A 21,672-nucleotide genomic window follows, 5' to 3' on the forward strand; every position below is an offset into this window, starting at 1 on the left:
TCACCTGACCGGCCTGAACGATCCGCCCTCCAGGTACATCAGCGTGACGGGCACCACGGTCGTCCCGGTTCCGACCCTGACCTGGACCGTCGCGGGATCTGGCTTGCGGGAAAACAGCATGTCGAGCAGCGAGAGACGCGGATTGCCCGACGCGCCGCCGCCGTCGCCCCGGTCGGTCTTGCCGTTTGAATTGATATCGTGGCGGACATCGACGGCGTAGATACCGGGCTGCCGGACGGGCATGCAGATCGCAACCTTTCCCGCACGGGGCGTCGCGATCTCGGTGCGAAGCAATGCCTGTCTCTTGTCGAAATAACTCGACGTGGCGCCGCCGAAGACCCGGACCCGAACATTGCCGGCGCGGTTCTTGAAGCCGGTGATTTCGACCAGAATCGCCGGGCCCGTCGCGCCGGCCATGCACTGGCCGGCATCGGGGCCAAGCGGCACCGAAGCCGGATCCAACGCGGCTGCCAGCGCCGCAACATGTAACCAGATCATCGGCACCCTTCTCGTTCGTCTTCGTAAGCGCAAGTTCGGGCGACCGTTGCCGGATGGCGTGCGGATCCCATGACCGGGTTCGAGATACAGAGTGGAGATCGGCGTTTGAACCCACTTTCATCGTGGCCGCTATGCTGGCGAGATCGCGGCGATCTCAGGCGATCCGCTTGGCAGTCTAATATTGGCCAGCGGTCGGCGGCCAGGGTGACATCGGCGAGGTGATGGTGTTGGGAATCAGGCTCGTCACCGGCGGATCGGGATAATATTGGGTGGTCTGTTGCACGGCCTGGGCAGCGCTGGTCCCGCTCAGCAGCTCGATCAGCTGCAGCGCCTCGTCGATGCCCGATGAGATGCCGCCGCCGGTCAGGCGGTTGCGGTCGAGGGTGAAGCGGGGATGGCCGTCCACTACGGTCACCGCGGGATAATTTTCGAGGACATAGGGGATGAACGCCCAATGCGTGGTCGCGGCATAGCCATCGAGCAATCCGGCGGCGGCGGCGAGCAGCGCGCCTTCGCAGACCGAGCAGACCCAGGTGCTGACCGTCGCCTGTGCCGCCGCGAAATCGAGATAGGTGCGCGCCGGATCGTGGATCAGCCGGCTCAGCTGATTGGGGTTGCCGCCCGGAATCCACAGCGCGTCGCAGGGCAGGGGTGGGCCCAGCGGATCAGGCACGCTGATCGAGAAGCCGTTGTCGAAGGTCACCATGCCCGACACCTCGGCCATGAGATCGACCTGGTAGCCGGCCCAGTGAAACATCTCGGCCGGGCCGCACACGTCGAGCAGGTCGACGCCCTGATAGACGGGGATGACGATTCTCATATCGATCCTTTCCGGTCAGCGCAGTTCGACGGTGAAGGCCGGCGCCACGGCCTTCAGGGCCGTCACCCCCGCCTTGTTCAGGGGCTGGGGCGCCCCGCCGAGCGGGCCATCATGAGTTCGCACCTCGATCCGCAGGGCGCCGTTCGCGGCGTGCTTGCCCGGCACGCGGAAATCCGCGCTGACCTGCAAATGGCCCTGGCAATTGGCGCAGCCCGCGATGTGCCGGTGGCTCAACACTGCCTCATGGCCGATCAGCCGCTTCTCGCCATCGATCTCGGCATAGACCGCGATCAGGAAGGAGCTGCGGATTTTGGCGCGGTCGACCCCGGCGACGTGCAGGGTCTTCGCATCGCCGGCCGCTGCCGCCACCGTCCTGGGCGCCGGCCGGGCGAACTGGTCGAGCGAGCCAGGCCCATAGCCATAACCCAGCTGGGTCTCGATGTTGACGCAGTCGCTGGTGGTGAAGGGGGTGCCGTCCGCCTTCATGAAGGGGTCGAGCGGGGTCTCCATGGTCATAGGCTCGGCGGCGTCGGCGCCGGGATCGTCCGGATCGATGGCGAAGCCCTCGGTCGCGCCGGTCCGTTTCTGCCAGGTCCAGAAAGTGTAGTCGACGAAGCAATGGTGGAAGAAGAAGATCGGATCGAGCCCGGCCGTGTCATTCTCCCCCATGTCGCCATTGGCGCCGTGTATCGAGGCGCGCACATGGCCGTTCAGATCGAACCCGCCGATCGCCAGGTGGATGCTGTTGTGCGGGCTTTCCACCGCCGTCACCAGGGTGGTCGGGTGGGCCGCGTTATAGGCCGTCATCGACGTCGTGTTGGAGAACAGGGTGTAGCTGGGTGCATCCAGGCAGGCGATGAACTTGTCGTAGACATGCCCCTGCGGCGAGCTTTTGGGAAAGGTCAGGGTCGCGTTGAGCCAGTCGACGACATTGCCGTTGAGGAGGGCGACATTGTCCGCATGGTTCGGGAACAGGGCGTTATGGGCCGCGGTCGCTGCCTGGTCGGCCGGGGTGCCGACCAGCCCCGACAGGGGATAACGCACCGTCTCATAGCCGGCGGGCTTGCCGTAGAACTGCTCATCGCCCCCGACCGCATCGACGATCGCCATGGGAAAGACGAAGGACCGCAACGGGTTGGCGATCGTCTTGCCGTCGAGCAGGAAGGTTTCGTCGGTCAGTGCGCTCGGGATGCCCGTCGTGCGCGATGTGGTGCTGCATTCGTCCCAGAAGGGCAGCGTTACGCGCTCGCACCCCGGAATGCTCTGCAGCGCCTTTTCCAGCGTGTAGAGGTAGGCGCGGTGCCAGCTCGGAAAAAGCACCGTACCATGCGGGCAAAAGCCGCCCCACAAGGCCGGATCGATCGCGCCGCCACGGCGAAGCGGCGCGCCGTGGATGCTGCCGAGCATGAAGAAGGAACACGGGTCGGTAGGCGGGAGATCCTTGATGCCCTTCCATGCCCGCATCAGCGTCTCGAGCTCGGCCTTGTTGCCGATATCGTAATCGGCCTGGACATCGGCCAGCGAGCGGCGAACCCGCAGTGCTGCCCTGCTCATGGCGATCGGCGCTCCCCTGGTATGGAGTGGAAGCCGGGCATTTTTGTCCTGCCGGATCATCGAATCAACCGATGATGGAGCCATTTTCGCGCGAATTGACAGATTTTTGGAAAGTATAACCGGATTCGTATCAATTCATCGACTGATCGCTCCGCAGGATTGTGGTTGTTTCACTAGACGTTGATCTGTCTGCGATGCCGATAAAGCCGCAGCGGTAGCTTATTCAACTCTAGGAAAAGGGCATAGCAAACATGCTCTACGGGAAATGGGCCTATCGCATCTATCGCGACGAGGCGGCACCGAGCGCGAGCGATGTGCCGTCGCCCTGGCGCTGATCTTTGTCGCGGTCCGCCAGCCACACGGTCAGCCGCGCCGCCTGGCGCGCGGCTCCATGTTGCCGGCCCGATAGGTGGCGACCGGCGCGACATCGGCCAGGAAGCGATCGAGGATCGGATTGAACATTTCCGGCGCTTCCCAAAACGGCGCGTGGCCCAGCCCCGTCAGCCGCAGGCAGCTGCGCGTCCACAGGTTCGCATAAGCCGGCGTATCGATATAATCGAGTTTGACGAGCCGGTCCGCCGCGCCGTTGACCACTGCCAGTGGAATGCGGCTGGTTTCCACTGCCTGGCGCTGGTCCACCCCGTCGCCGGCGCGTGCAGCCTCGAAGAGCCTCTTGCGGAAGCGCCGGTCGGTCCGCAGCGCCGCCTCGATCAGGAAGGGCTCTGCGCTGGCGCCGAAGATCGTCTCGACGAAAGCGGCCGCTTCCGGGGCAGAGAGCTGCTCCTGGCCTGCGGGCGTCCGATGCGGTGCGGTGACGAACCCCTGGGCCATGCCGCCGCGCGGCACCGGTGGTGTGCCGACGATCATCAGCCCGCGCAGCCCGGGAAAGCGAGTCAGCAACTCGATCCCGATATGCCCGCCGAGCGACCAGCCGAGCACGACTGCCTCGGTCACGCCCAGCCGCTCGAGCACCGCCAATGTCGCGTCCGCCAGCCCCGATCGGTTATAGCTGCGATCCGGATCGGGCGCGTCGCCGGAGCGGCCATGGCCTGGCAGGTCAAAGGCGATAATGCGGCGATCCCGCACGGCATCGCCCTCGATCTGGCGGCGAAAGACGCCGAGGCAGGATGAATTGCCGTGGATCAGCACGAGCGGAATGCCCGCCCCGGCGCGATCCTCCACCACGATCGGTCCATGCGCCGTTGCCATGATATGCTGGTTGATAGTGTTCATGCCGTCTCCCGTTGTGCTGGCCAGCATCGTCGGGACGAGTGTCAGGCCCATGTCGCGGGGACGGTGAGCGGCTACAGCCGTAACGCCGCGGCGGGAAAATCGACCGGCGTGGCCGGCTGGACGGATACAAATCGATCGCGCATCGCTCAACGTCCGTGCCCACACTCGCCCGGGCGTTCTTTCGTGAAAAGGTCAAGCGACGATGCAAGCGACGAAGAAGGCCGCCGACATATTCACCAAGCTCGACCTCAAGCTCATGCCCGATCCGTCGCGAACGGTGATCCGTCCCTTCGGCTTCGCCTATCCGCCCGCCTTCCAGGCCGATCGCCCCCCACGCGCGCAGGCCGTAGCCGACCGCATCCGCGCGCTCGATCCGGCTCTGAGGGCGCGCATGCGGGCGTTGCTGGAAAAGCCGATGCGCGAGCGGCACCGCAATGCCGACCAGGTGTTCTTGCGCCGCTTCACTGAAATGCGCAGCGAGTTCGGCGATCCGGCCCTGGACGAGGACGAGCGCCTGCTCGTCGGCGCCTATTTCAGCCAGGAATATGCCTTCGAATCCGCCGCGCTGTTCAACCCCAGCATCGTGCGGCTGCCCGGCACACCACTCACCGCTGACGGAGGGGTGCGTTTCGCGCTGTCGCTGCGCGGCATCGGCGAGGGGCATATCTCCTCGGTCACGCTGCGCACCGGCGAATGGGGGCCGGGCGACCGGGTGGTGATCGATCCGCCCAGCCCGCACGGCGTGCCGCCCCGGATCGAACGCCACCATGACGACTGGGTCCGCCTGCTGTGCGAGGATAGCCGGGATTTGTCGGAGACGGTGATCTTCCCGGTCCTGCCCAGCCAGCGCCAGGGCGTCGAGGATCTGCGGCTCGTGACCTTCACCGATGATGACGGCGTCGAAAGCGTGATCGGCACCTACACCGCGTTCGATGGCCAGACGGTACGCCAGGAACTGCTGCGCGCGGTCGATCTGCGCACGTTCGAGATGCGCCCGCTGGCCGGCGCAATGGCCGGCTACAAGGGCATGGCGTTGTTTCCGCGGCGGATCGACGGGCAGTTCGTCATGCTCGGCCGACAGGACAGCGAGAATATCTGGCTGCTCCGCTCGGACGATCTGTTCACCTGGGAAAGCGGCACGCCGATCATGGCGCCCAAATATCCCTGGGAATTCGTGCAGCTGGGCAATTGCGGCTCGCCGATCGAGCTCGACGAGGGCTGGCTGGTGTTCACCCACGGCGTCGGCATGGTGCGAAGCTACTGCATCGGCGCCTGCCTGCTCGACAAGGCCGATCCCTCCCGCGTGCTCGCCCGAACTCAGTCCCCCTTGCTTTTCCCCAGCGCCGAACAGCGCGGGGGCTATGTGCCCAACGTGACGTACACCTGCGGCGCCCTGCTGCACGAACGGCGCATCCTGCTGCCTTATGCGATCGGCGACGAATATACCGCCTTCGCGGTCGCCGATGTCGACGATATCCTGGCGGTGATGACTCCGGCCTGAGGCGGTCGATTCAAATCGCGCTGGCGCCGTCCTAGAGGCGCTCCATGGGACGACCGAGCCGCCGCACGCCGGAGATCGAACGCGCCTTGCTCGACGCGATTGCGGGGGGCATTTCGCTGCTGGAGCATTGCCGCCGCGCCGGCATCGGGCGCCAGACCGTCTATGACTGGATGAAGCAGCCCGATTTCGCCGCCCGCATGGCGGACGCCCGGGCGATGGGCTTCGATGCGCTGGCCGACCAGATGCTCGAGATCGCCGACGACGGCCGCAACGACTGGATGGCGCGTGCGGCGGCCGATGGCGGCCCGGGTCAGGTCGTGTGTCACCCCGAATCCGTCGCACGATCCCGCCTGCGCATCTTCACGCGCATTCGCCTGCTCGATCGCTGGTATCCGCGGCGGGCGGGGGCGGGGCTGGGCCGCTTCCGCGGCGCTCCCGATACGGTCGAGGTGCCAGCGTTTGTATCGGACACCGCTCTGGCCGTCCGCCTTGCCGCGATCCTTGCTGCGGCCGATCGCGAGCGCGAGGCCGCGGCCAACGAAGATCTCGATCCGGCGGACTGGTGAAAGAGGCGCCCGCTGCCTAGCCCCGCCCCAGCACCGGATGCGGATAATGCTGCGGGATCGGGCTGCGGTGCGGCCAGGTCCGGCGCTGCTCGGGCAGCAGCTCGTCCGGTCCGAGCGGGTTCTCGGGAAAGGCCGTCACCTGCGGCTGAAGATGCGCGACCGTATTGTGCCAGCCCTTTTCGTAATCCGCCTGCCACTGAACCATGTAATCGAGCCGCGCGATCTTCCACACGCCGTCCTCGCGGACATAATCATTCTCGTACACGCCGGCTTCGTAGAATTGGGCGGGCAGGCCCTCCGGCTGATAGTCCCGGCTCTCGTGCGTGCCCCCGGCGAGCAGCGCGCGGAACCGCCCCCTGGCGCTCTGGCGATCGGGCGCGACGGTTATGATGTCCTGCATCTGGAAATGATCGAGCAGGAAGCCATATTCCGGCCCCGGCTTGCCCTTGGTGAAATATTGCTGGAACCACGTCTTGTAGAGCCGCGCGATGCCGGCATGGCCGCGATAGACGCCGGACAGGAAGACCACTTCGCCGTCGCGTGCGAACAGCTGGACAACCTCATCATACTGGCACAGGTCGATATAATAGCCATAGGCGTAGTGCAGCCGGCGGATCGCGTTGACGTCTTCCAGCTCACCCATGCGCTGTTCGAGCCGGTCGACCCGCTTCAGCAGGGCGGCGACATCCGGTCCTTCGGCCATTCCACTCTCCCATTTGCGCCGTCTTGTCCGATCGGCTTTATTGTATGCTAGACTAACAATAATGCCGGCACTGGCGAGAGGAAAAATGATGGGCTGGAACGGGAAGGTGGCGTTCGTCACTGGCGGCGTATCGGGAATCGGCTTTGGCATCGCGCGGGCCTTCGCTGCCGCCGGCATGCGGCTCGCGCTGAGCTACCGCAACGCCGATCACCGCGATGCGGCCGCCCGCTGGTTCGCCGATGCGGGGCTCGAAGCGCCGTTGTTCGTTGCGCTCGACGTCACCGATCGCGCCCGCTTCGCCGACGTCGCGGCCGAGATCGAGGCGCGGTTCGGGCGGCTCGATATCCTCGTCAACAATGCCGGCGTCAGCGTGTTCGGGCCGACCGACACCGCCAGCCATGCCGATTACGACTGGATCATGGGGGTGAATTTCGGCGGCGTCGTCAACGGCCTGGTCGCGCTGCTGCCGCTGATCAAGCGGGGCGGGGCGGGCGGGCATGTCGTCAACGTCGCCTCCATGGCGGCCTATCTGCCGGGCCCGCAGGCCGGCATCTACACCGCGAGCAAGTTCGCGGTGCGCGGCCTGACGGAATCGCTGCGCTACAATCTCGCGCCGCACGGCATCGGCTGCTCGCTGATGTGCCCGGGGCTGACGCGCACCAATGCGTGGGACAGCGCGCTGCGCCGGCCCGGCGACTTTGCCGACAGCGGCTTCGCCCCGGTGGATCGTGCCGAGCTCGAAAGCTTCGGCACTGCCTTCGATGCCGGGATGGACCCGCTGGAGGTCGGCGAGAAGACCCTGGCCGGCATGGCGGAGAACCGCGCGGTGATCTTCACCCACCCCGAATTCGCCGACGATTTCCGCGAGATCTATGACGCCAGCATCGCCGCATTGCCCAATGAGCCGGTGCCCGAAGGTCGCCAGGCCATCGAACGCCTGCGCCGCGCCGCGCAAAAGGCCGCCGAAGCCGGCCAGACGATCGGGCTTGCCGATCTGGTGTGAGCCTGATGGGTAGCCTTAGCCGGTGCCGAGAATCTTGGCGCGGGCGTTCTGATATTCCTGGTCCGTAACCACGCCTTCGTCGCGCAGCCGGCTCCATTTCGCCAGTTCGTCCGCCGCGGAATAGCCAGCCAGCGCCTCCCGCGCCATGATGTTGGGCGATTTGACGCGGGGTCTCGGCCGGTACGCGAAAAGTGCGCGAAACACATGGAGTTGCCGTTCGACGGGCCTGTACCAGAGCCAGGGGAGCAGGGCGGTGCCCAGCAGGGACAACAGGACACCCGCGATGTACATGGCGCGCCCCAGCTCCAACTGATTGAGCTCCCGGACCCGGTCGCCATAGCTGCGGACTTCGTCCAGATACCGGTAATATAGGGATGTACGTTCGCCCGCATAATCCGTGATCGAATCCACCGGTGTGTACTCCAGCACGTCCTTGTAGGCAGGATTGGCGGACGGCGGCGGGCCCAGGCTTTCCGCCATCGCGACTGCCTTGAAATGCTGGTCCGCAGCGCCGATCGCGAGGCCGATCGCCAGCAGGATTCCGGCCAGCTGAACGATGCGGGTGGTCACCCTGACGGCGCGGCTGCCGCCGACCTTGATCGAAATCGCCAGCCCGATCGCGAGAATGGCGACGGGGATGAGCCCGACCCCGCTCAGGCAGATGAGCAGGAGCCCAAGCGCGGCAATAATCAGCTTGATCGTATCGCCGCGGTTCGACGCGCCGCTTCCCTTCGTGTCAGTCACGCGATCTCGCTCTTCTATGACGCAGCATCGATTTACTTGGCGCGGTCGGTATAGAGCGGGGAAATCATCCGCAATTGCAAACATTGCCGCTGCCGCGGGCAATCGGGCATTTGCCCGTCAGGCGACCAGAATGATCCCGTCGTCCAGCGTATATCGACTGTCGTCCCGCGGCGGCGCGAACGGCGTGCCGATGATCGCGTGCGGCACGGTGACGCCCGGAGCTACACCGCCGCCGGCGATCACGGCGAGGCAGGCCTCTCGCTCTGCCTCGAAATCGCGGTCGAGCCCGATATTGTCCCCGCCGAACCCGTTGAGCTCGCTCCGCGCGCACAATGCGGCGAACAGCGCGACCATCGCTTCGTCGGCGCGATGATCGAGCGGAAAACGCGTCTCGCCGCGCAGATAGCGCGATCCTACCGCCCACAGGAAGATCCAGCCGGCGGTCGCGCGGTCGAGCTCGGGCTGCTCGACCAGCCAGGGCAGGAAGCCGTGCGGATCGCCGCGATGGGCCAGCGCCGCCATCGCTGCCTCATGCCATAGCGCCGGATCGCGCGCCGCCTTCACGCGGGCGACGTCGGCTGCCTCGGCCATGTCGATCTCGTCCATATAATCGGGTTCCCAGAACATGCTGGCGTCTTCCCTGTCGGTTTGGATGATGGCGTGCTGGTGGATGAGGCTGTCCGGCGCGCCGACCGCGGGCACCGCCGGCTCGTGCGGGATCGAACCACGTTCGATCGCCGCCCGCTCGCGAAGCTGTGCCAGCCGGTCGGCCACGGCGCCGGGCGGCGGTTCGCGATAGACGGGAGGGGGTGCTGGCGCGGTCGTCTCGGCCCGCGTGGGCCGGTAGGCGCGCCGCCATGCGAACCAGGCGCATAAAAGGCCGATCCCGTCCAGCAGTATCCCGCCGCCCGCCGGGCCGAACGGGGCAGTGAAGAGGGAGGCTATGATGGCGTCGATGGCCCGCATCGCCCGCTTGGGCTGGCCGAACGCCGTGTCGACGAACCCGGTCGCGGCGTGCAGCGCCAGTGCGGCGAAGAACAGGAATATCAGCAGCGTGCGGGGCAGGGCGCTCAGCACCCTCTGGCCTCCCGCGCGACGTCCTGCACTGGCAGGATTGCCGCGCGTGCGATCCGTTCGTCGTGCAGTCCGATTGAAACTTCGGCCATTTCGCGTCCCCGCTCGTCAGACGGGATGCTAAGGCCAGTTCGTTAATATCGCCTGTCGCACCATGGAGTTACGCGGTCCGCCGTGAGCGGCCCGGACGCGCGCGCCACGGGGCTACCAGCCTTGCGACGCTCCGAAGCAACCGACGTCAGGCGGTTTTCGCTTTGGCCCGCAGCGAGAGGCAATAGGCGAGCGTCACCGCGATCCCTGCCATGACCGCGCCGCACCCGCCGATAGTGGCCACATCGACCGGCGCGAACGTCCATAGTCCGGTATAGACGAGGCCGCTGAGCACCATCGACCAGCCTCCGATCGGCGCGGCCTGGCGCTTGGCACAAAAGCCTTGGGCATTCGGTTGCCGTACCGGCGATCATAAGCCCGTGCTGGAGAACTGCCCTATTGCGCACCGTTCATCATGGCGACGATCCGGGCGAGACTGGGTGTCGGCGCGGCCGTCAGCAGCAATTCTCCGCCGGCGGCCGCCGCTGCGGGGCCGGAATCGCGCAGCAAATGCGTTCGCATCGGTTCGGAGATGAGCGCGTCGTCCTCAATGAATTGCGGCCGCTCCATCAATTCGACCGTATAGGCATCGTCCTGCGCACGATCGCCCGACAGATCGCCGATCCGTTCGAAGACGATCGGATAGGCGGACGGGTTGCGCATCGCATTGCCAGCGGTCAGCAACAATCCGTCCATGACGACCAGCTTGGGCAGGGTGACGATGTTGAGGATGAGAAAGGCGGGAACGTTCCGGACCGAATCGGTGGCGATCGCGAATACCTGGCCGTCGATCGGCAGGATCGTGCCGACATAATGGACATGCGGCCCGCCGAGCATGAACTTCAGCAGTCCGCCCGGCTCGATCCGGATGATGCCATGTTCCTGGAAGAATTTGCCCGGGGCAATCACCGCCGGATGCGTGGCGCGCCAGAACCCCTCATAGGCTTCGCCGCGCATCGTGGTCGTCGCCTGCGCTGCCTCGATCAGCTGAGGCGGCAGGCTGAAACCGGACGGTTCGGCCGCACTCAGGGCATCGGCGGCAAGGCCGAACAGCCCGGCAAAATCGCGCGGCTCGATCTCCCAGTCGAGCATGGTCAATCCCGGCCGCTTCGTTGCCAGGAGATGAGTCAGCCGTTCGAGATTATGGGCTGACGGCCGGACGCTTCCGGAGGCCCAGCGCCCGACCAGCGACTTGTCCACGCCCAGTTCGGAGGCGAGCCGGCCGCGGCTCATCGACAGCGCCTTCAGCGCCAGCGTGAGGCGTTCTCCAAAACCGTCCGCCATCCACGCCCTCCCGTTTCGCCAGCTTCCGCAATCCCCGCGCGAAATGCAACCCGTTGTATTTCAATGCGCTGTTCGACGGCGCGCGCTGCATCTGAGCACCGCGCCGTCCGCGGCCTAGGGGGTTGGCCGCTTCGGCCAGAGCGTCCTTGCGGCGGGATTTCCGTCGGCATTTTCCGGTCGGGGCACCAATCAGGAGGAGTCCATCATGACCATATTCGAAAACGGCGCTGCTGCGCCGCGCGATCGCTATTGCGGCCTGCGCCGCTCCACCTCGCGCCTCGCCTTGCTCGCCGGCACCGTCGGCCTTGCCGCGCTGTCGTCGACGGCACAGGCACAGTGTGTCGAAGGGCCGCCCAACAGCTTCACCTGCTCGGGTCCGACCGACGATCCACAGGTCCTGACCGGGCTCGATCCTGTCGTGGTGACCACGCCCGGCTTCGCGGTCGACACCACGGGCAACGGCAACGGCCTGGCGCTGACGGTTACCGGCGACGGCGCGGTGAGCTACACCGATCTCCAGGCATCGGAACTGCAGGGCGCCGGCGTCGCCTTTCATTCGACCGGGGATAACGGCCTCAGTGAAGGCGGCATCACGGTCTTTTCCGATGGCGCCATCGTGGCCTCGGGCACTCAGGCGCTGCAGCTGGAAAATGCCGGGTCGGGGGACATCAACGTCGTGTGGAACGGCGCGATCACCAACAATGCCGGCGACGGCGTATTCGCCTTTGGAGAGAGCGGCTCGAGCGACATCGCGCTGACGCTGGGCGACGTGCTCGCGCGGGGCGATGCGATCGCCGTGAAGTACCAGGGGTCGGGAACCGCAAGCCTGACCGCCACCGGGACGGTCGCCAGCCTGACCGGTACTGCCGTCGATATCCAGGTTAATACCGGCACGACCGACCTCATGGTGAACCTCGGCCGGGTGATCGGCGGCACGGACGGCATCGTCATCGAAAATCTGGGCACCGGCGCCACCAGCCTGACCGTTACCGGACCGATCTCGTTTGCGCTGGGCGCCGACACTGGTCGGGGTATCGATGTGCTAAACTGGACCAACGCCACTGATCTGACCATTAGCGCCGCCGACGTCCAGGGGGTGGGGACCGCGGTTTATGCCCGCAATGTCGGGACGGGCCATACCCAAATCACCGTCTCCGGGCTTGTCGAGAGCGAGACGGACGACGGCGTCTTCGCTTACAATGATGAAAGCACTGGCACGCTCATCATAACAACGGCCGAGGTTCACGGGGGCGACTCGGGAATCGTTGCGGAACAAGGCGGCACGGGCGACGTCGTCGTCACCGCTAATGGGCTGGTCACCGGAGAAACCGGACACGGCGTTTTCACTTCCTCCGGCCTCACGGCACAGAATCTGATCGTGACCACGCAGGAGGCACGCGGCGGATCCTACGGCATCGAGGTCAATAACGCGGGTCTGGGCGAAACCCTGGTCAACGCGACCGGTGCCGTGTTCGGCGGCGCTCACGACGCTATTAGGGCGACGAACATCAATCAGTCGACCAACCTGACCGTGCTGGCCACCGACACGCAGGGCCGGGAGAACGGCATCAACGTCGAAAACAGCGGCACCGGCTTTACCCGCGTGGTCTCAAGCGGAATGGCGAACGGTGCTGCAGGCGCTGGCATCTTCATCATCAGCGGCGTGCAGAGCAGTTCGATCAGCGTCGATGCCGCAACCGTTGCGGGCGGGACGCAGGGCATTGGCGTGGCCAATCAAGGCAATGGCGCCACGAGCATATCGGCGTCCGGCCCGGTATCCGGCGGCACCAGTTCCGGAATCTCGGTGTTCAACGACGTCAATGCCACCGATCTCACGATCAACGCCGCCGCCGTCAGCGGCGCGTCGGGAATATCCGTTACCAACGTCGGAACCGGGGTGACCCAGCTCACTGCGACGGGGGCCGTGACTGGTGCGGACACTGATGGCATCCGCGCCGGCACCGGAGCCGGCAGCACTGATCTGCTGATCGACGCGGCCAGTGTTTCAGGCGGAACGGACGGTATCGATGTCGATCACAGCGGCAGCGGTTTTCTGCGCATCCGCGCCACCGGCAGCGTCAGCGGCCAGACCTCCAACGGCATCGACATCAATACGGAAACCGGCACGCAAAGCGTCCGGATCGAGGCTGCTGCCGTCACTGGCGGCAATCGCGGCATCCTCGTCGCTCATCGCGGGGCAGGCACGGTCGGCGTGATCGTCGGCGCGGTAACCAGCGGCACAAACGGGATCGACGTTCAGACGGACGTGCTGGGCAGCGATATCCTGATCGACTCGGCCGCCGTCACGGCGGGGGCGACCGGCATCCGTGTCGTCAACGCCGGAACCGGCGCGACCGTCATCAACGCCGCCGGTCCGGTGGTGGGCGACTCGGCCGTCGGCATCAACGCGGTGAACGGCATCGCGGCCAGCGACCTGCGAATCGCAGTATCCGACGTGCGGGGCGCGGATGCCGGCATCGTGGCGTCCAATACCGGCACCGGTGTGGTCAGAGTCACCTCGACCGGCAGCATTATCGCGACCGATGCTGCGGGTGTCGGCATCGCGGCGTTCGCCGGGGCGAATACGAGTGAGGTGACGATCGACGTTACCAATGTGCGCGGCGGTTCGGGGGGCATTTCCACGTTCAACACCGGGCCGGGGGCGACCGTGATCGTCACGCGGGGTGTCGTTCAGGGCGGGACGAACGCGATCAGGGCCGAAACCACTGGCGGCGAATTTATCCAGATCACCAATTCCGGCACGATCCGCAACAGTTCCGGACAATCCCTAGATCGGGCGATCACCGCGATCGGCAGCATGATCGGCATCGGCAATGCCGGCACGCTGACCGGCACGCTCGATGTGTCCGGCACGGAAAGCTTCATCGTCAATGGCGGCACCTGGAACAGCATCGGCGGCAGCAACGTCTTCGCCGGGGCCAGCGACGAACTGACCAACCTGTCCACGGGTGTGATCGTCGGCGGATCGGGTGCCGGTTCCATCGACACGACCAGCTGGCTCGGGCTTGAGCGCTTCACCAATATCGGGCGGATCAATCTGCGCGACGGCGGCGTGGGCGATCGCGTGCAGACATCGGCCAACACCGTGTTCGCGACTGGATCGGTGCTGGCGGTCGATATCGGCGGGGCGAGCGGTGCCGACGTGTTCCGCACCACCGGCAACGTCGCCATCCAGCCGGGCAGCGTGCTCAGCGTCAACATGGTCCAGCCGCTGACGCTCAACGGCAAGCATGTCGTCGTGGATGCCGCGGGCGGCCTCACCGGCCAGTTCGTTTTCGCGGATCAGTTCCTCACGGCCTTTGCCGGCCTGCGCGATGGCTATACGCCGACCACCGCGTTCGTCGAGTTCGCCCAGTTGCGCGATCTCGCCGATGCCGGCCTGACCCCGAACCAGAAGGAGACCGCCGCCGGTGCGGACAGCCTGCCCGACGGCAATGCGGTGAAGGATGCGTTGCTGTTGCTGCCCAGCGACGCAGTGGCGCAGGATGCATTCGATCAATTGTCGGGCGAGATCCACCCGTCGGTGCGGACCGTCCTGGTCGAGGACAGCCGGTTGCCGCGTAACGCCGTGCTTGCCCGGTTGAGCGACGGACAAGCCGGCGGCGCGCTCTGGGGTCAGGCGTTCAGCAACTGGGGCACCAGCGACGGAGATCGCAATGCTGCCAAGGTCCGGCGGGATACCCATGGCTTCCTGATCGGTGCTGACGTCGGGCTCGGCGAGAATGTCATCCTCGGCCTGGCCGGAGGTTATCTCGATACGGATCTCACGGTGCGCGCGCGGAACAGCAGCGGCTCGGCCAAGACCGTTCATGGGCTCGCTTATGTCGGCGGACGTTTTGGCGGTTTCGGGATCAAGGCCGGCGCCGGCTATGCCAGGGCCGATATCGACACCCGCCGCGCCGTCGCCTTTCCCGGTTTCGGCAACACGCTGACCGCGGACTATAAGGGCACGCTGCTGCAGGGCTTTGCCGAGATGGGCTATCAGCTGCCCTTGGGCGGGGGCCATGTCGAACCCTTCGCCAATGTCACGGTGCTGCGCGCCAAAACCGACGCGTTCGTCGAGAGCGGCGGTGCGGCCGCGCTCGCCGGCGCGAGGGCGACGGAGGACAGCACCGTCGTGACGCTGGGTGCCCGCTTCGAAACCGCAAGCGCCGGCGCGTTCTCGATGGGCGGCGTGATCGGCTGGCAGCATGGCTTCGGCCGCCTCGACCCGGTCGGCGTCCACCGCTTTGCGGGCGGCGATCCCTTCACGATCCTTGGCGCGGCGCAGTCGCGCAACGCCGGTATCGCCAATGTCGAGGCCCGCTTCCGCCTGTCGCCGAATGTATCGATCGGCGTCAGCTATGACGGCGTTCTCGGCACCGCCGGGCAGGACCATGCCGTCAAGGGCGCGCTCAGGATAGTTTTCTGAGCGCCCCGCACCGGATGGCTGGGTCTCACTCCTGAACCTGGCCAGCCTTCGGGCGATCCCGTTGGATCGCCCGAAGGCACATTGCCGCTAAAAGCGATACTGCGCGGCACGATATGAAATTGCGCAGGACAGGTTGCGTGCCGGGAACGATCGGGCATGATCGCGCGGAACAGCCAAGGAGCTCCGCGTGCGCCTGCCATTCGCCATTCTCATCCCCGCTCTCCTTGCCGCCGGCGCTGCGCCCGCGCAGCAGCAGCCGAACGCGGCGCCGGTCGATGGGCCAAGCCGCAGGTTCACCGGCGCCGACCTGTTCGGCCTGTCGATCGCCGCCGATCCGCAAATCAGCCCGGACGGCCGGACCATCGTCTATGTCCGGCGCACCGCCGATGTGATGACGGATCGCATGCAATCGTCCCTGTGGCTGATCGACGTCGCCAGCGGCCGCCAGTCGCCGTTCGCCACGCAGGGGGGCAGCCCGCGCTGGTCGCCCGATGGCACCCGCATCGCCTATGTCGCCGGCGATGGCAGCGGCTCCCAACTGTTCGTTCGCTGGCTGGCGACCGGTGCCAGCACGCGCGTGACGAGCTTCCCGGGTGATCCGCAGGCGCTGGCCTGGTCGCCCGACGGCACGCGACTCGCCTATATAGCGACGGTGGCGGGCGAGCCGGCGTCGCTCGGCAAGGCACCGGCCAAGCCTGAGGGCGCGAGCTGGGCCGAGCCGCTTCAGGTGATCGACCGGGTCAATTATCGCAGCGATGGCCCCGGCTACATCAAGCCCGGCCATGATCATTTGTTCGTCGTCGCGGCCGATGGCGGCGCGGCCCGGCAGCTGACCTTTGGCGCGTTCGACGATGGCGGTCCCTTGTCCTGGACGCCCGACGGCCGAGAGATCGTGTTCGCGGCGATCCGCGGACCCGATGCCGACCGGCAGGTGATGAACTCTGATGTGATCGCCGTCGACGTGACGACCGCTACGCTGCGCCAGCTGACGACGCGCGACGGCCCCGACGATCGGGCGCGCGTGTCGCCGGATGGCAGCCGCATCGCCTGGCAAGGCTTCGACGACAAGCGGCGCAGCTACGAGAATGCCGAGCTCTATGTCGGCGACCGCAATGCCGGCGCTCCGCGCTCGCTGACCGCATCGCTGGATCGCGGGATGGAGGATGCGGTGTGGGCGGCGGACGGGCGCAGCCTGTATGCGAGCTATGACGATCGCGGCGCGCGCCGGATCGCGCGCATCGGGCTCGATGGCCGCGTGACCCCGCTGGTGGACAATGTGCAGGGTGGGGGGCTCGACCGGCCCTATACCGGCGGCGACTTTTCCGTCTCGAAGGCCGGGGCGATCGCCTATACCGGCGGCGATGCCGGCGCGCCCGCCGATGTGTGGATATGGACGGGCGGCAAGGCCCGGCGGCTGACTCAGCTGAACGCGGTGATGACCGGTGCGAAGGCGCTCGCCCCGGTGCGCAAGGTCGCCGTCGTCGCGCCCGATGGCCGGCCGATCGACGCATGGCTGGCGACGCCGCCGAACCGCGTCGCGGGCAAGCGCTTGCCGCTGATCCTCGAAATCCATGGCGGCCCCAACAGCGCCTATGGCCCGAGCTTCGCGACCGACGTGCAACTCTACGTCGCTGCCGGCTATGCGGTGTTGTGGACCAACCCGCGTGGATCGACCTCCTACGGCGCCGAATTCGCGAACCTGATCGACAAGAACTATCCCTCCGCCGATTATGACGACCTGATCGCCGCGGTCGATGCAGCGATTGCGGACGGCACGGCCGATCCGGACAATCTGTTCGTCACCGGCGGCTCGGGTGGCGGGGTGCTGACGGCATGGATCGTCGGCAAGACCAACCGGTTCAAGGCAGCGGCGACTCAGAAGCCAGTCATCAACTGGGTGAGCGAGGCGCTGACGATGGACAACACGTTGTTCACGTCGCGCTACTGGTTCACGAAGCTGCCTTGGGAAGATCCGATGAGCTACTGGAACCGCTCGCCGCTCAGCCTCGTCGGCAATGTCCGCACGCCTACTCTGGTGGTGGTCGGCAGTGACGATTATCGCACGCCGGTCAGCGAATCCGAGCAATATTACGCCGCGCTGCAGATCCGCGGCGTGCCGACCGCGCTGGTGAAGGTGCCGGGCGCCAGCCATGGCGGCTTCACCGCGCGCCCGTCGCAGTCGGCGGGCAAGGCCGCCGCTATCCTCGCCTGGTTCGATCGCTATCGTACCCCCGCACCCGCGCCTGCGCCCGCCGGCCAATAAGAAGAAAGTGATGTCGTTGCCCGCCACCCGCCTGTTCGCCGCCGCGCTGCTCCTGCTGGGCGGCACCGCCCATGCTCAGGCACCAGCCGACAAGACCACCACCACTGTCGAGAAGAAGGCGGAGGAGGGGCCCAAGCTGCTGCCGCTGCCCGCCGACAAGTCGATCACTCAGTCGGCGCGGATCGGCGCGCGAACCGTCAGCTACCGCGCGACGGTGGGGACGATCCCGGTGCGCGACGACAAGGGCAAGGAGATCGGGCAGGTTACTTACACCGCCTATACGGTGCCGGGCAGCGATCCCGCCCGCCCGGTCACCTTCGCGTTCAATGGCGGCCCGGGTGCGGCGTCGGTATATCTCAATCTCGGCGCGGTAGGGCCGAAGCGCATCCAGTTCGGGGCGCAGGGCGATGCGCCGTCGGACGCGCCGATCGCCCGCGACAACCCCAACAGCTGGCTCGATTTCACCGATCTCGTCTTCATCGATCCGGTCGGCACCGGCTTCAGCCGCAGCCTCGTAGACGAGGCGGAGACCAAGAAGGCCTTCTACGCCAACGATCCCGATATCAAATATCTCTCGAAGGTCGTGTACGACTGGCTGGTCAAGGAAGGGCGGTTGCGCTCGCCCAAATATCTGATGGGCGAAAGCTATGGCGGATACCGCGCGCCGCGCATCGCCTATGAGCTTCAGTCGCAGATCGGCGTCGGCATCACCGGGCTGATCATGGTGTCGCCCTATCTCGATCCCGCCTCGGGCGATGGCGCGACGGCCCTGTCGCCGCTGCCCTGGATGATCGACCTGCCGTCGATGGCGGCGGCGAACCTCGAGCGGCAGCATCGGCTCACCCCGGCTGCCATGGCCGAAGTGGAAGCCTATACGCGCGGCGATTTCGCGCGGGATCTGCTGCGCGGCCGCTCCGATCCGGAGGCGACGAACCGCGTCGTGGCCCGGGTGACCGATCTCACCGGACTCGATCCGGCGCTCGTCAAGCGGCTCGGCGGCCGCGTCGACAGCCGCACCTATCTGCGCGAGATCCACCGCGCCGACGGCACGATCGGCAGCGTCTATGATTCGAACGTCACTGCGTTCGATCCCTTTCCCTGGTCGGCGCAGCAACAATCGAACGACCCGATCCTCGACGCCCTGATCGCCCCGACGACGAGCGCGATGGTCGATTTCGTCACGCGGGAGGTCGGGTGGAAGACCGACGCGCGCTACAATGCGCTGTCCTATGCGGTGAACAGCGCCTGGGATCGCGGCAAGCCGAATGATTCGCCCGTCACCGATCTGCGCAAGGCGATCGCCAATGATCCGAAGATGCGCGTCCTGATCGTCCATGGCTGGGACGATCTGTCCTGTCCCTTTTTCGCGTCGCGCCTGATCGTCGACCAGATGCCCGCCTTCGGCCAGGCGGAGCGGGTGCAGCTGCGCGTCTATGCCGGCGGTCACATGTTCTACAGCCGAAGCGACAGTGGCGCTGCTTTCAAGGCGGATGCGGAACGCCTCTACAGGCCCTGAGGCGCTAGCGGGGTCGCCTGATCTGGGCGGCGTTGGCACTCTCTTCGGACGTCAGCTTGCGCCAGCGATCGAACCGCTCGGCGGTCAGCGTGCCGTCGGCGATCGCTGCCCGCACGGCGCAGCCCGGCTCAGCCCCATGGGCGCAGTCGGAGAAACGGCAGTCCTGTGCCACGAGGATGAAATCGTCGAACACCTCGGATATGCCGGCGGCCGCGTCGGACAATTGCAGTTCGCGCAGGCCGGGCGTGTCGAGCAACCAGCCGCCGCGATCCAGCCGGTGCATTTCGCGCACCGTGGTCGTGTGGCGGCCTGTGGCGTCGCCAGCGCGGATCGCCTGGGTGGCGATACTGTCCGACCCCCGCAGACTGTTGACCAGCGTCGATTTGCCGACTCCCGAGGAGCCGAGCAGCGCGACGGTCTGGCCCTTGCCGCACCAGTCCGCGAGGCGTGCGACGCTGGCCGGATCGCGGCCGTTGACGGTTTCGACCCGCAGTCCCGGTTCGATCGCGCGGGCATCCGCCGCGAACACCTCCGGGGTGTCGGTCAGGTCGGTCTTGGTGAGCACCACGACCGGGTCCACCCCCACCTCGCGCGCCAGCACCAGATAGCGCTCCAGCCGCGCGACGCTGAAATCCTGATTGCACGAGGCGACGATGAACAAAGTGTCGACATTGGCGGCGATCATCTGTTCCTTGCGCGGATCGCCCGGCGCGCGCCGCTTGAACAGGTTCATCCGCTGGAGGACGCGGACCGGCTCCAGCGTGGCGCGGTGGATCAGCAGCCAGTCGCCGACCGTGGGGTGATCGTCAGAGGGCAGGGCGCCGGGAATATAGGGCGAGATCTCGCGCTGCAGCCCCGCGCCTCTGACCGCGATCTTGCCGCGATGGACGGCCATCACCCGGACGGGCCGGCATTGCTCGGCTTCCTCGCCCGAAACCTGCTCGCTGAAAAAGGGCCTCCAGCCAAGCTCTTCCAAAGTCTCGTTAGGCGATGTCATACGGCTTCAGCAGCGTCTTTCTGTCGGCTCGGGCGGCTTTCCCGCGTCGGCACCATGCCGGGCTCAGCCAAATTGTCGCGCGGCCGCAGGCGAACCTGACGGAAGCGCGTGGCCCGTGGAAATGCCTTTAATTGCCTGAGCGCAAGCCTTTTCGCTCCTTCGGGCTGTCCGGCACGCGCTGTCGCCGACATTAGCGGCATGCTGCCGACACATTCGCGCCCGCGCCGGATGGCAACGTCACGGGCCAGCTCACCCGGTAGGTAACCCGGAAGCCGTCGTGATCGGACAGGCGCGGGCTGTCGGCCGAGCCGTCGAACATAGCCTCCACGCGGATCGGCGAGACTTCAACCGCCGAGCCGCTTTCGAAGAGCTGGAGATCCTGCGTATCCATCCACGGCTCGTCGCCATCCCAGGATATGCGCGTATCGCACTGCAACGGATTGCTGGTGCACCATTCGTGCACGATCCCGAACGGCTCTGTCACATTGCGGAAATGCTCGAACCTGATCGCCGACCCCTTCATGTTGAAGTCGCCGCCGAGGATGGTCGGGATGTCCTGATTGCCGACCGCCGAGATGAAGCTGCCCAGTTCCTCCACCTGAAGACGATGCGCATGGGCGTGGCGCGGGGGTGGCACGCGCGATGAATCCTGTGAATTCAGGTGCGTGTTGAACAGGTTGATCGTGCCCGGGACGCCGGGAATGGCAAGGCTGGCATAGAGCATGCCCTTGTTGCTGAAACAGTCCAGGCCGGCGCACCGGCGGCTTCCGAACGGCTCCGAACGTGTCTCGACGATCGGATAGCGGCTGAGGATCGCCAGCCCCGAGCCGACCAGGTGAAGGCCGATCTCGCCCTTCTTCCATTTGAACGGGCCTGGCATCCGCTCGGCGCCCGTTAGGCGCTTTGCCTGAGTCCGCGATGGTCCGAACACCATGTTGGGATAATCCAGATCCGTCATCGCGCGGACCGCGGTTTTGCTGAACATCTCCTGCACCATGATGACGTCCGGCGCTTCGCCCTTTGCCTCCATCTGCCGAAGCACGGCGTTGATCTGTTTGAGCGCCGGCCCGCGCTTGCCACGTGCGGGCCAGGCGAGCCCTTCGATGTTGAAGGTCAGGACGTCGAAACTGGTGCTGGCCCGCGCGCCATCGGTGGAGACGGTGATGGAGGCCGGGCTCGCCGCACATCGCTGCAGGAGCGGCGCCGGCAGCGAGGCGCACCCGGCCAGGGAACCGAGCAGACCGATTGTAAGCCAGAGGCGCGTGCCGAAGCGACGGGAAGGATATGCCGGGCGATGATGGAGGAAAGACATTCGGCGCCAGTCTCTGCGAACAACCCGGTCGAAACGCAAGTGCGGCAAGTCGGGGGCATGTTGCTCTCGGAGACCGGAACGT

The 21,672-nt window shown here is 66.3% G+C and carries 17 protein-coding genes; 6 read left to right on the forward strand and 11 right to left on the reverse strand.

The window, feature by feature from the left end:
* The 4 genes from U1769_RS16665 to U1769_RS16680 form a co-directional block, all read right to left on the reverse strand.
* Entirely contained in the window at nucleotides 1-498 is a 498-nt protein-coding gene (locus tag U1769_RS16665) for a DUF2141 domain-containing protein (protein WP_332718195.1), read from the reverse strand.
* Between the two features lie 175 nt (nucleotides 499-673).
* A complete protein-coding gene (locus U1769_RS16670; protein WP_332718197.1) occupies nucleotides 674-1,318 on the reverse strand; it encodes a DJ-1/PfpI family protein in 645 nt (214 codons plus the stop codon).
* Nucleotides 1,319-1,333: 15 nt separating this feature from the next.
* Nucleotides 1,334-2,872: a tyrosinase family protein gene (locus U1769_RS16675; RefSeq protein ID WP_332718199.1), complete on the reverse strand. Its 1,539-nt coding sequence runs from the start codon at nucleotides 2,870-2,872 to the stop codon at nucleotides 1,334-1,336.
* Between the two features lie 363 nt (nucleotides 2,873-3,235).
* Nucleotides 3,236-4,105, reverse strand: a complete 870-nt coding sequence (locus U1769_RS16680) for an alpha/beta fold hydrolase (protein ID WP_332718201.1) — start codon at nucleotides 4,103-4,105, stop codon at nucleotides 3,236-3,238.
* Nucleotides 4,106-4,307: 202 nt separating this feature from the next.
* Here U1769_RS16680 and U1769_RS16685 point away from each other — a divergent pair, with 202 nt between their 5' ends.
* Both U1769_RS16685 and U1769_RS16690 read left to right on the forward strand, forming a co-directional pair.
* Complete coding sequence (locus U1769_RS16685) at nucleotides 4,308-5,606, forward strand: glycoside hydrolase family 130 protein (protein ID WP_332718203.1); 1,299 nt, start codon at nucleotides 4,308-4,310, stop codon at nucleotides 5,604-5,606.
* Between the two features lie 44 nt (nucleotides 5,607-5,650).
* Complete coding sequence (locus tag U1769_RS16690) at nucleotides 5,651-6,172, forward strand: terminase small subunit-like protein (protein WP_332718205.1); 522 nt, start codon at nucleotides 5,651-5,653, stop codon at nucleotides 6,170-6,172.
* 16 nt (nucleotides 6,173-6,188) lie between these two features.
* On the opposite strand, the gene U1769_RS16695 is transcribed toward U1769_RS16690, so the two are convergent.
* A complete protein-coding gene (locus U1769_RS16695) occupies nucleotides 6,189-6,875 on the reverse strand; it encodes a nuclear transport factor 2 family protein (protein ID WP_332718206.1) in 687 nt (228 codons plus the stop codon).
* An 88-nt stretch (nucleotides 6,876-6,963) separates the two neighbouring features.
* Between U1769_RS16695 and U1769_RS16700 the strand changes: the two genes are divergently transcribed.
* Nucleotides 6,964-7,878: an SDR family NAD(P)-dependent oxidoreductase gene (locus U1769_RS16700; RefSeq protein WP_332718208.1), complete on the forward strand. Its 915-nt coding sequence runs from the start codon at nucleotides 6,964-6,966 to the stop codon at nucleotides 7,876-7,878.
* A 15-nt stretch (nucleotides 7,879-7,893) separates the two neighbouring features.
* Here U1769_RS16700 and U1769_RS16705 read toward each other — a convergent pair whose 3' ends face one another.
* From U1769_RS16705 to U1769_RS16720, 4 genes are all read right to left on the reverse strand, one after another.
* On the reverse strand, nucleotides 7,894-8,622 hold the full coding sequence (locus tag U1769_RS16705; RefSeq protein WP_332718210.1) for an SHOCT domain-containing protein: 729 nt from the start codon (nucleotides 8,620-8,622) through the stop codon (nucleotides 7,894-7,896).
* A gap of 117 nt (nucleotides 8,623-8,739) precedes the next feature.
* On the reverse strand, nucleotides 8,740-9,699 hold the full coding sequence (locus U1769_RS16710; protein WP_332718212.1) for a hypothetical protein: 960 nt from the start codon (nucleotides 9,697-9,699) through the stop codon (nucleotides 8,740-8,742).
* A gap of 235 nt (nucleotides 9,700-9,934) precedes the next feature.
* Nucleotides 9,935-10,084 carry a hypothetical protein gene (locus tag U1769_RS16715; protein WP_332718214.1) on the reverse strand — a complete coding sequence of 50 codons (150 nt, stop codon included), beginning with the start codon at nucleotides 10,082-10,084 and terminating at the stop codon, nucleotides 9,935-9,937.
* A gap of 98 nt (nucleotides 10,085-10,182) precedes the next feature.
* Nucleotides 10,183-11,070 carry a helix-turn-helix domain-containing protein gene (locus tag U1769_RS16720; RefSeq protein WP_332718216.1) on the reverse strand — a complete coding sequence of 296 codons (888 nt, stop codon included), beginning with the start codon at nucleotides 11,068-11,070 and terminating at the stop codon, nucleotides 10,183-10,185.
* Between the two features lie 205 nt (nucleotides 11,071-11,275).
* On the opposite strand from U1769_RS16720, the gene U1769_RS16725 reads away from it, so the two are divergent.
* The 3 genes from U1769_RS16725 to U1769_RS16735 all read left to right on the forward strand — a co-directional run bounded on the left by U1769_RS16725 (nucleotide 11,276) and on the right by U1769_RS16735 (nucleotide 19,281).
* Complete coding sequence (locus U1769_RS16725) at nucleotides 11,276-15,502, forward strand: autotransporter domain-containing protein (protein WP_332718218.1); 4,227 nt, start codon at nucleotides 11,276-11,278, stop codon at nucleotides 15,500-15,502.
* Between the two features lie 187 nt (nucleotides 15,503-15,689).
* Nucleotides 15,690-17,765, forward strand: a complete 2,076-nt coding sequence (locus tag U1769_RS16730) for a prolyl oligopeptidase family serine peptidase (RefSeq protein WP_332718220.1) — start codon at nucleotides 15,690-15,692, stop codon at nucleotides 17,763-17,765.
* A gap of 10 nt (nucleotides 17,766-17,775) precedes the next feature.
* Nucleotides 17,776-19,281, forward strand: a complete 1,506-nt coding sequence (locus tag U1769_RS16735) for a S10 family peptidase (RefSeq protein ID WP_332718222.1) — start codon at nucleotides 17,776-17,778, stop codon at nucleotides 19,279-19,281.
* A gap of 4 nt (nucleotides 19,282-19,285) precedes the next feature.
* Here U1769_RS16735 and rsgA read toward each other — a convergent pair whose 3' ends face one another.
* Together rsgA and U1769_RS16745 are read right to left on the reverse strand one after the other, a co-directional pair.
* Nucleotides 19,286-20,278, reverse strand: coding sequence for a ribosome small subunit-dependent GTPase A (rsgA, locus tag U1769_RS16740; RefSeq protein WP_332718225.1), 993 nt, complete (start codon nucleotides 20,276-20,278; stop codon nucleotides 19,286-19,288).
* 190 nt (nucleotides 20,279-20,468) lie between these two features.
* Entirely contained in the window at nucleotides 20,469-21,590 is a 1,122-nt protein-coding gene (locus tag U1769_RS16745; protein ID WP_332718227.1) for an endonuclease/exonuclease/phosphatase family protein, read from the reverse strand.
* Between the last annotated feature and the right edge of the window lie 82 nt (nucleotides 21,591-21,672).

Source organism: Parasphingomonas zepuensis, assembly GCF_036663735.1.
In the GTDB taxonomy this organism is placed as follows: domain Bacteria; phylum Pseudomonadota; class Alphaproteobacteria; order Sphingomonadales; family Sphingomonadaceae; genus Sphingomonas.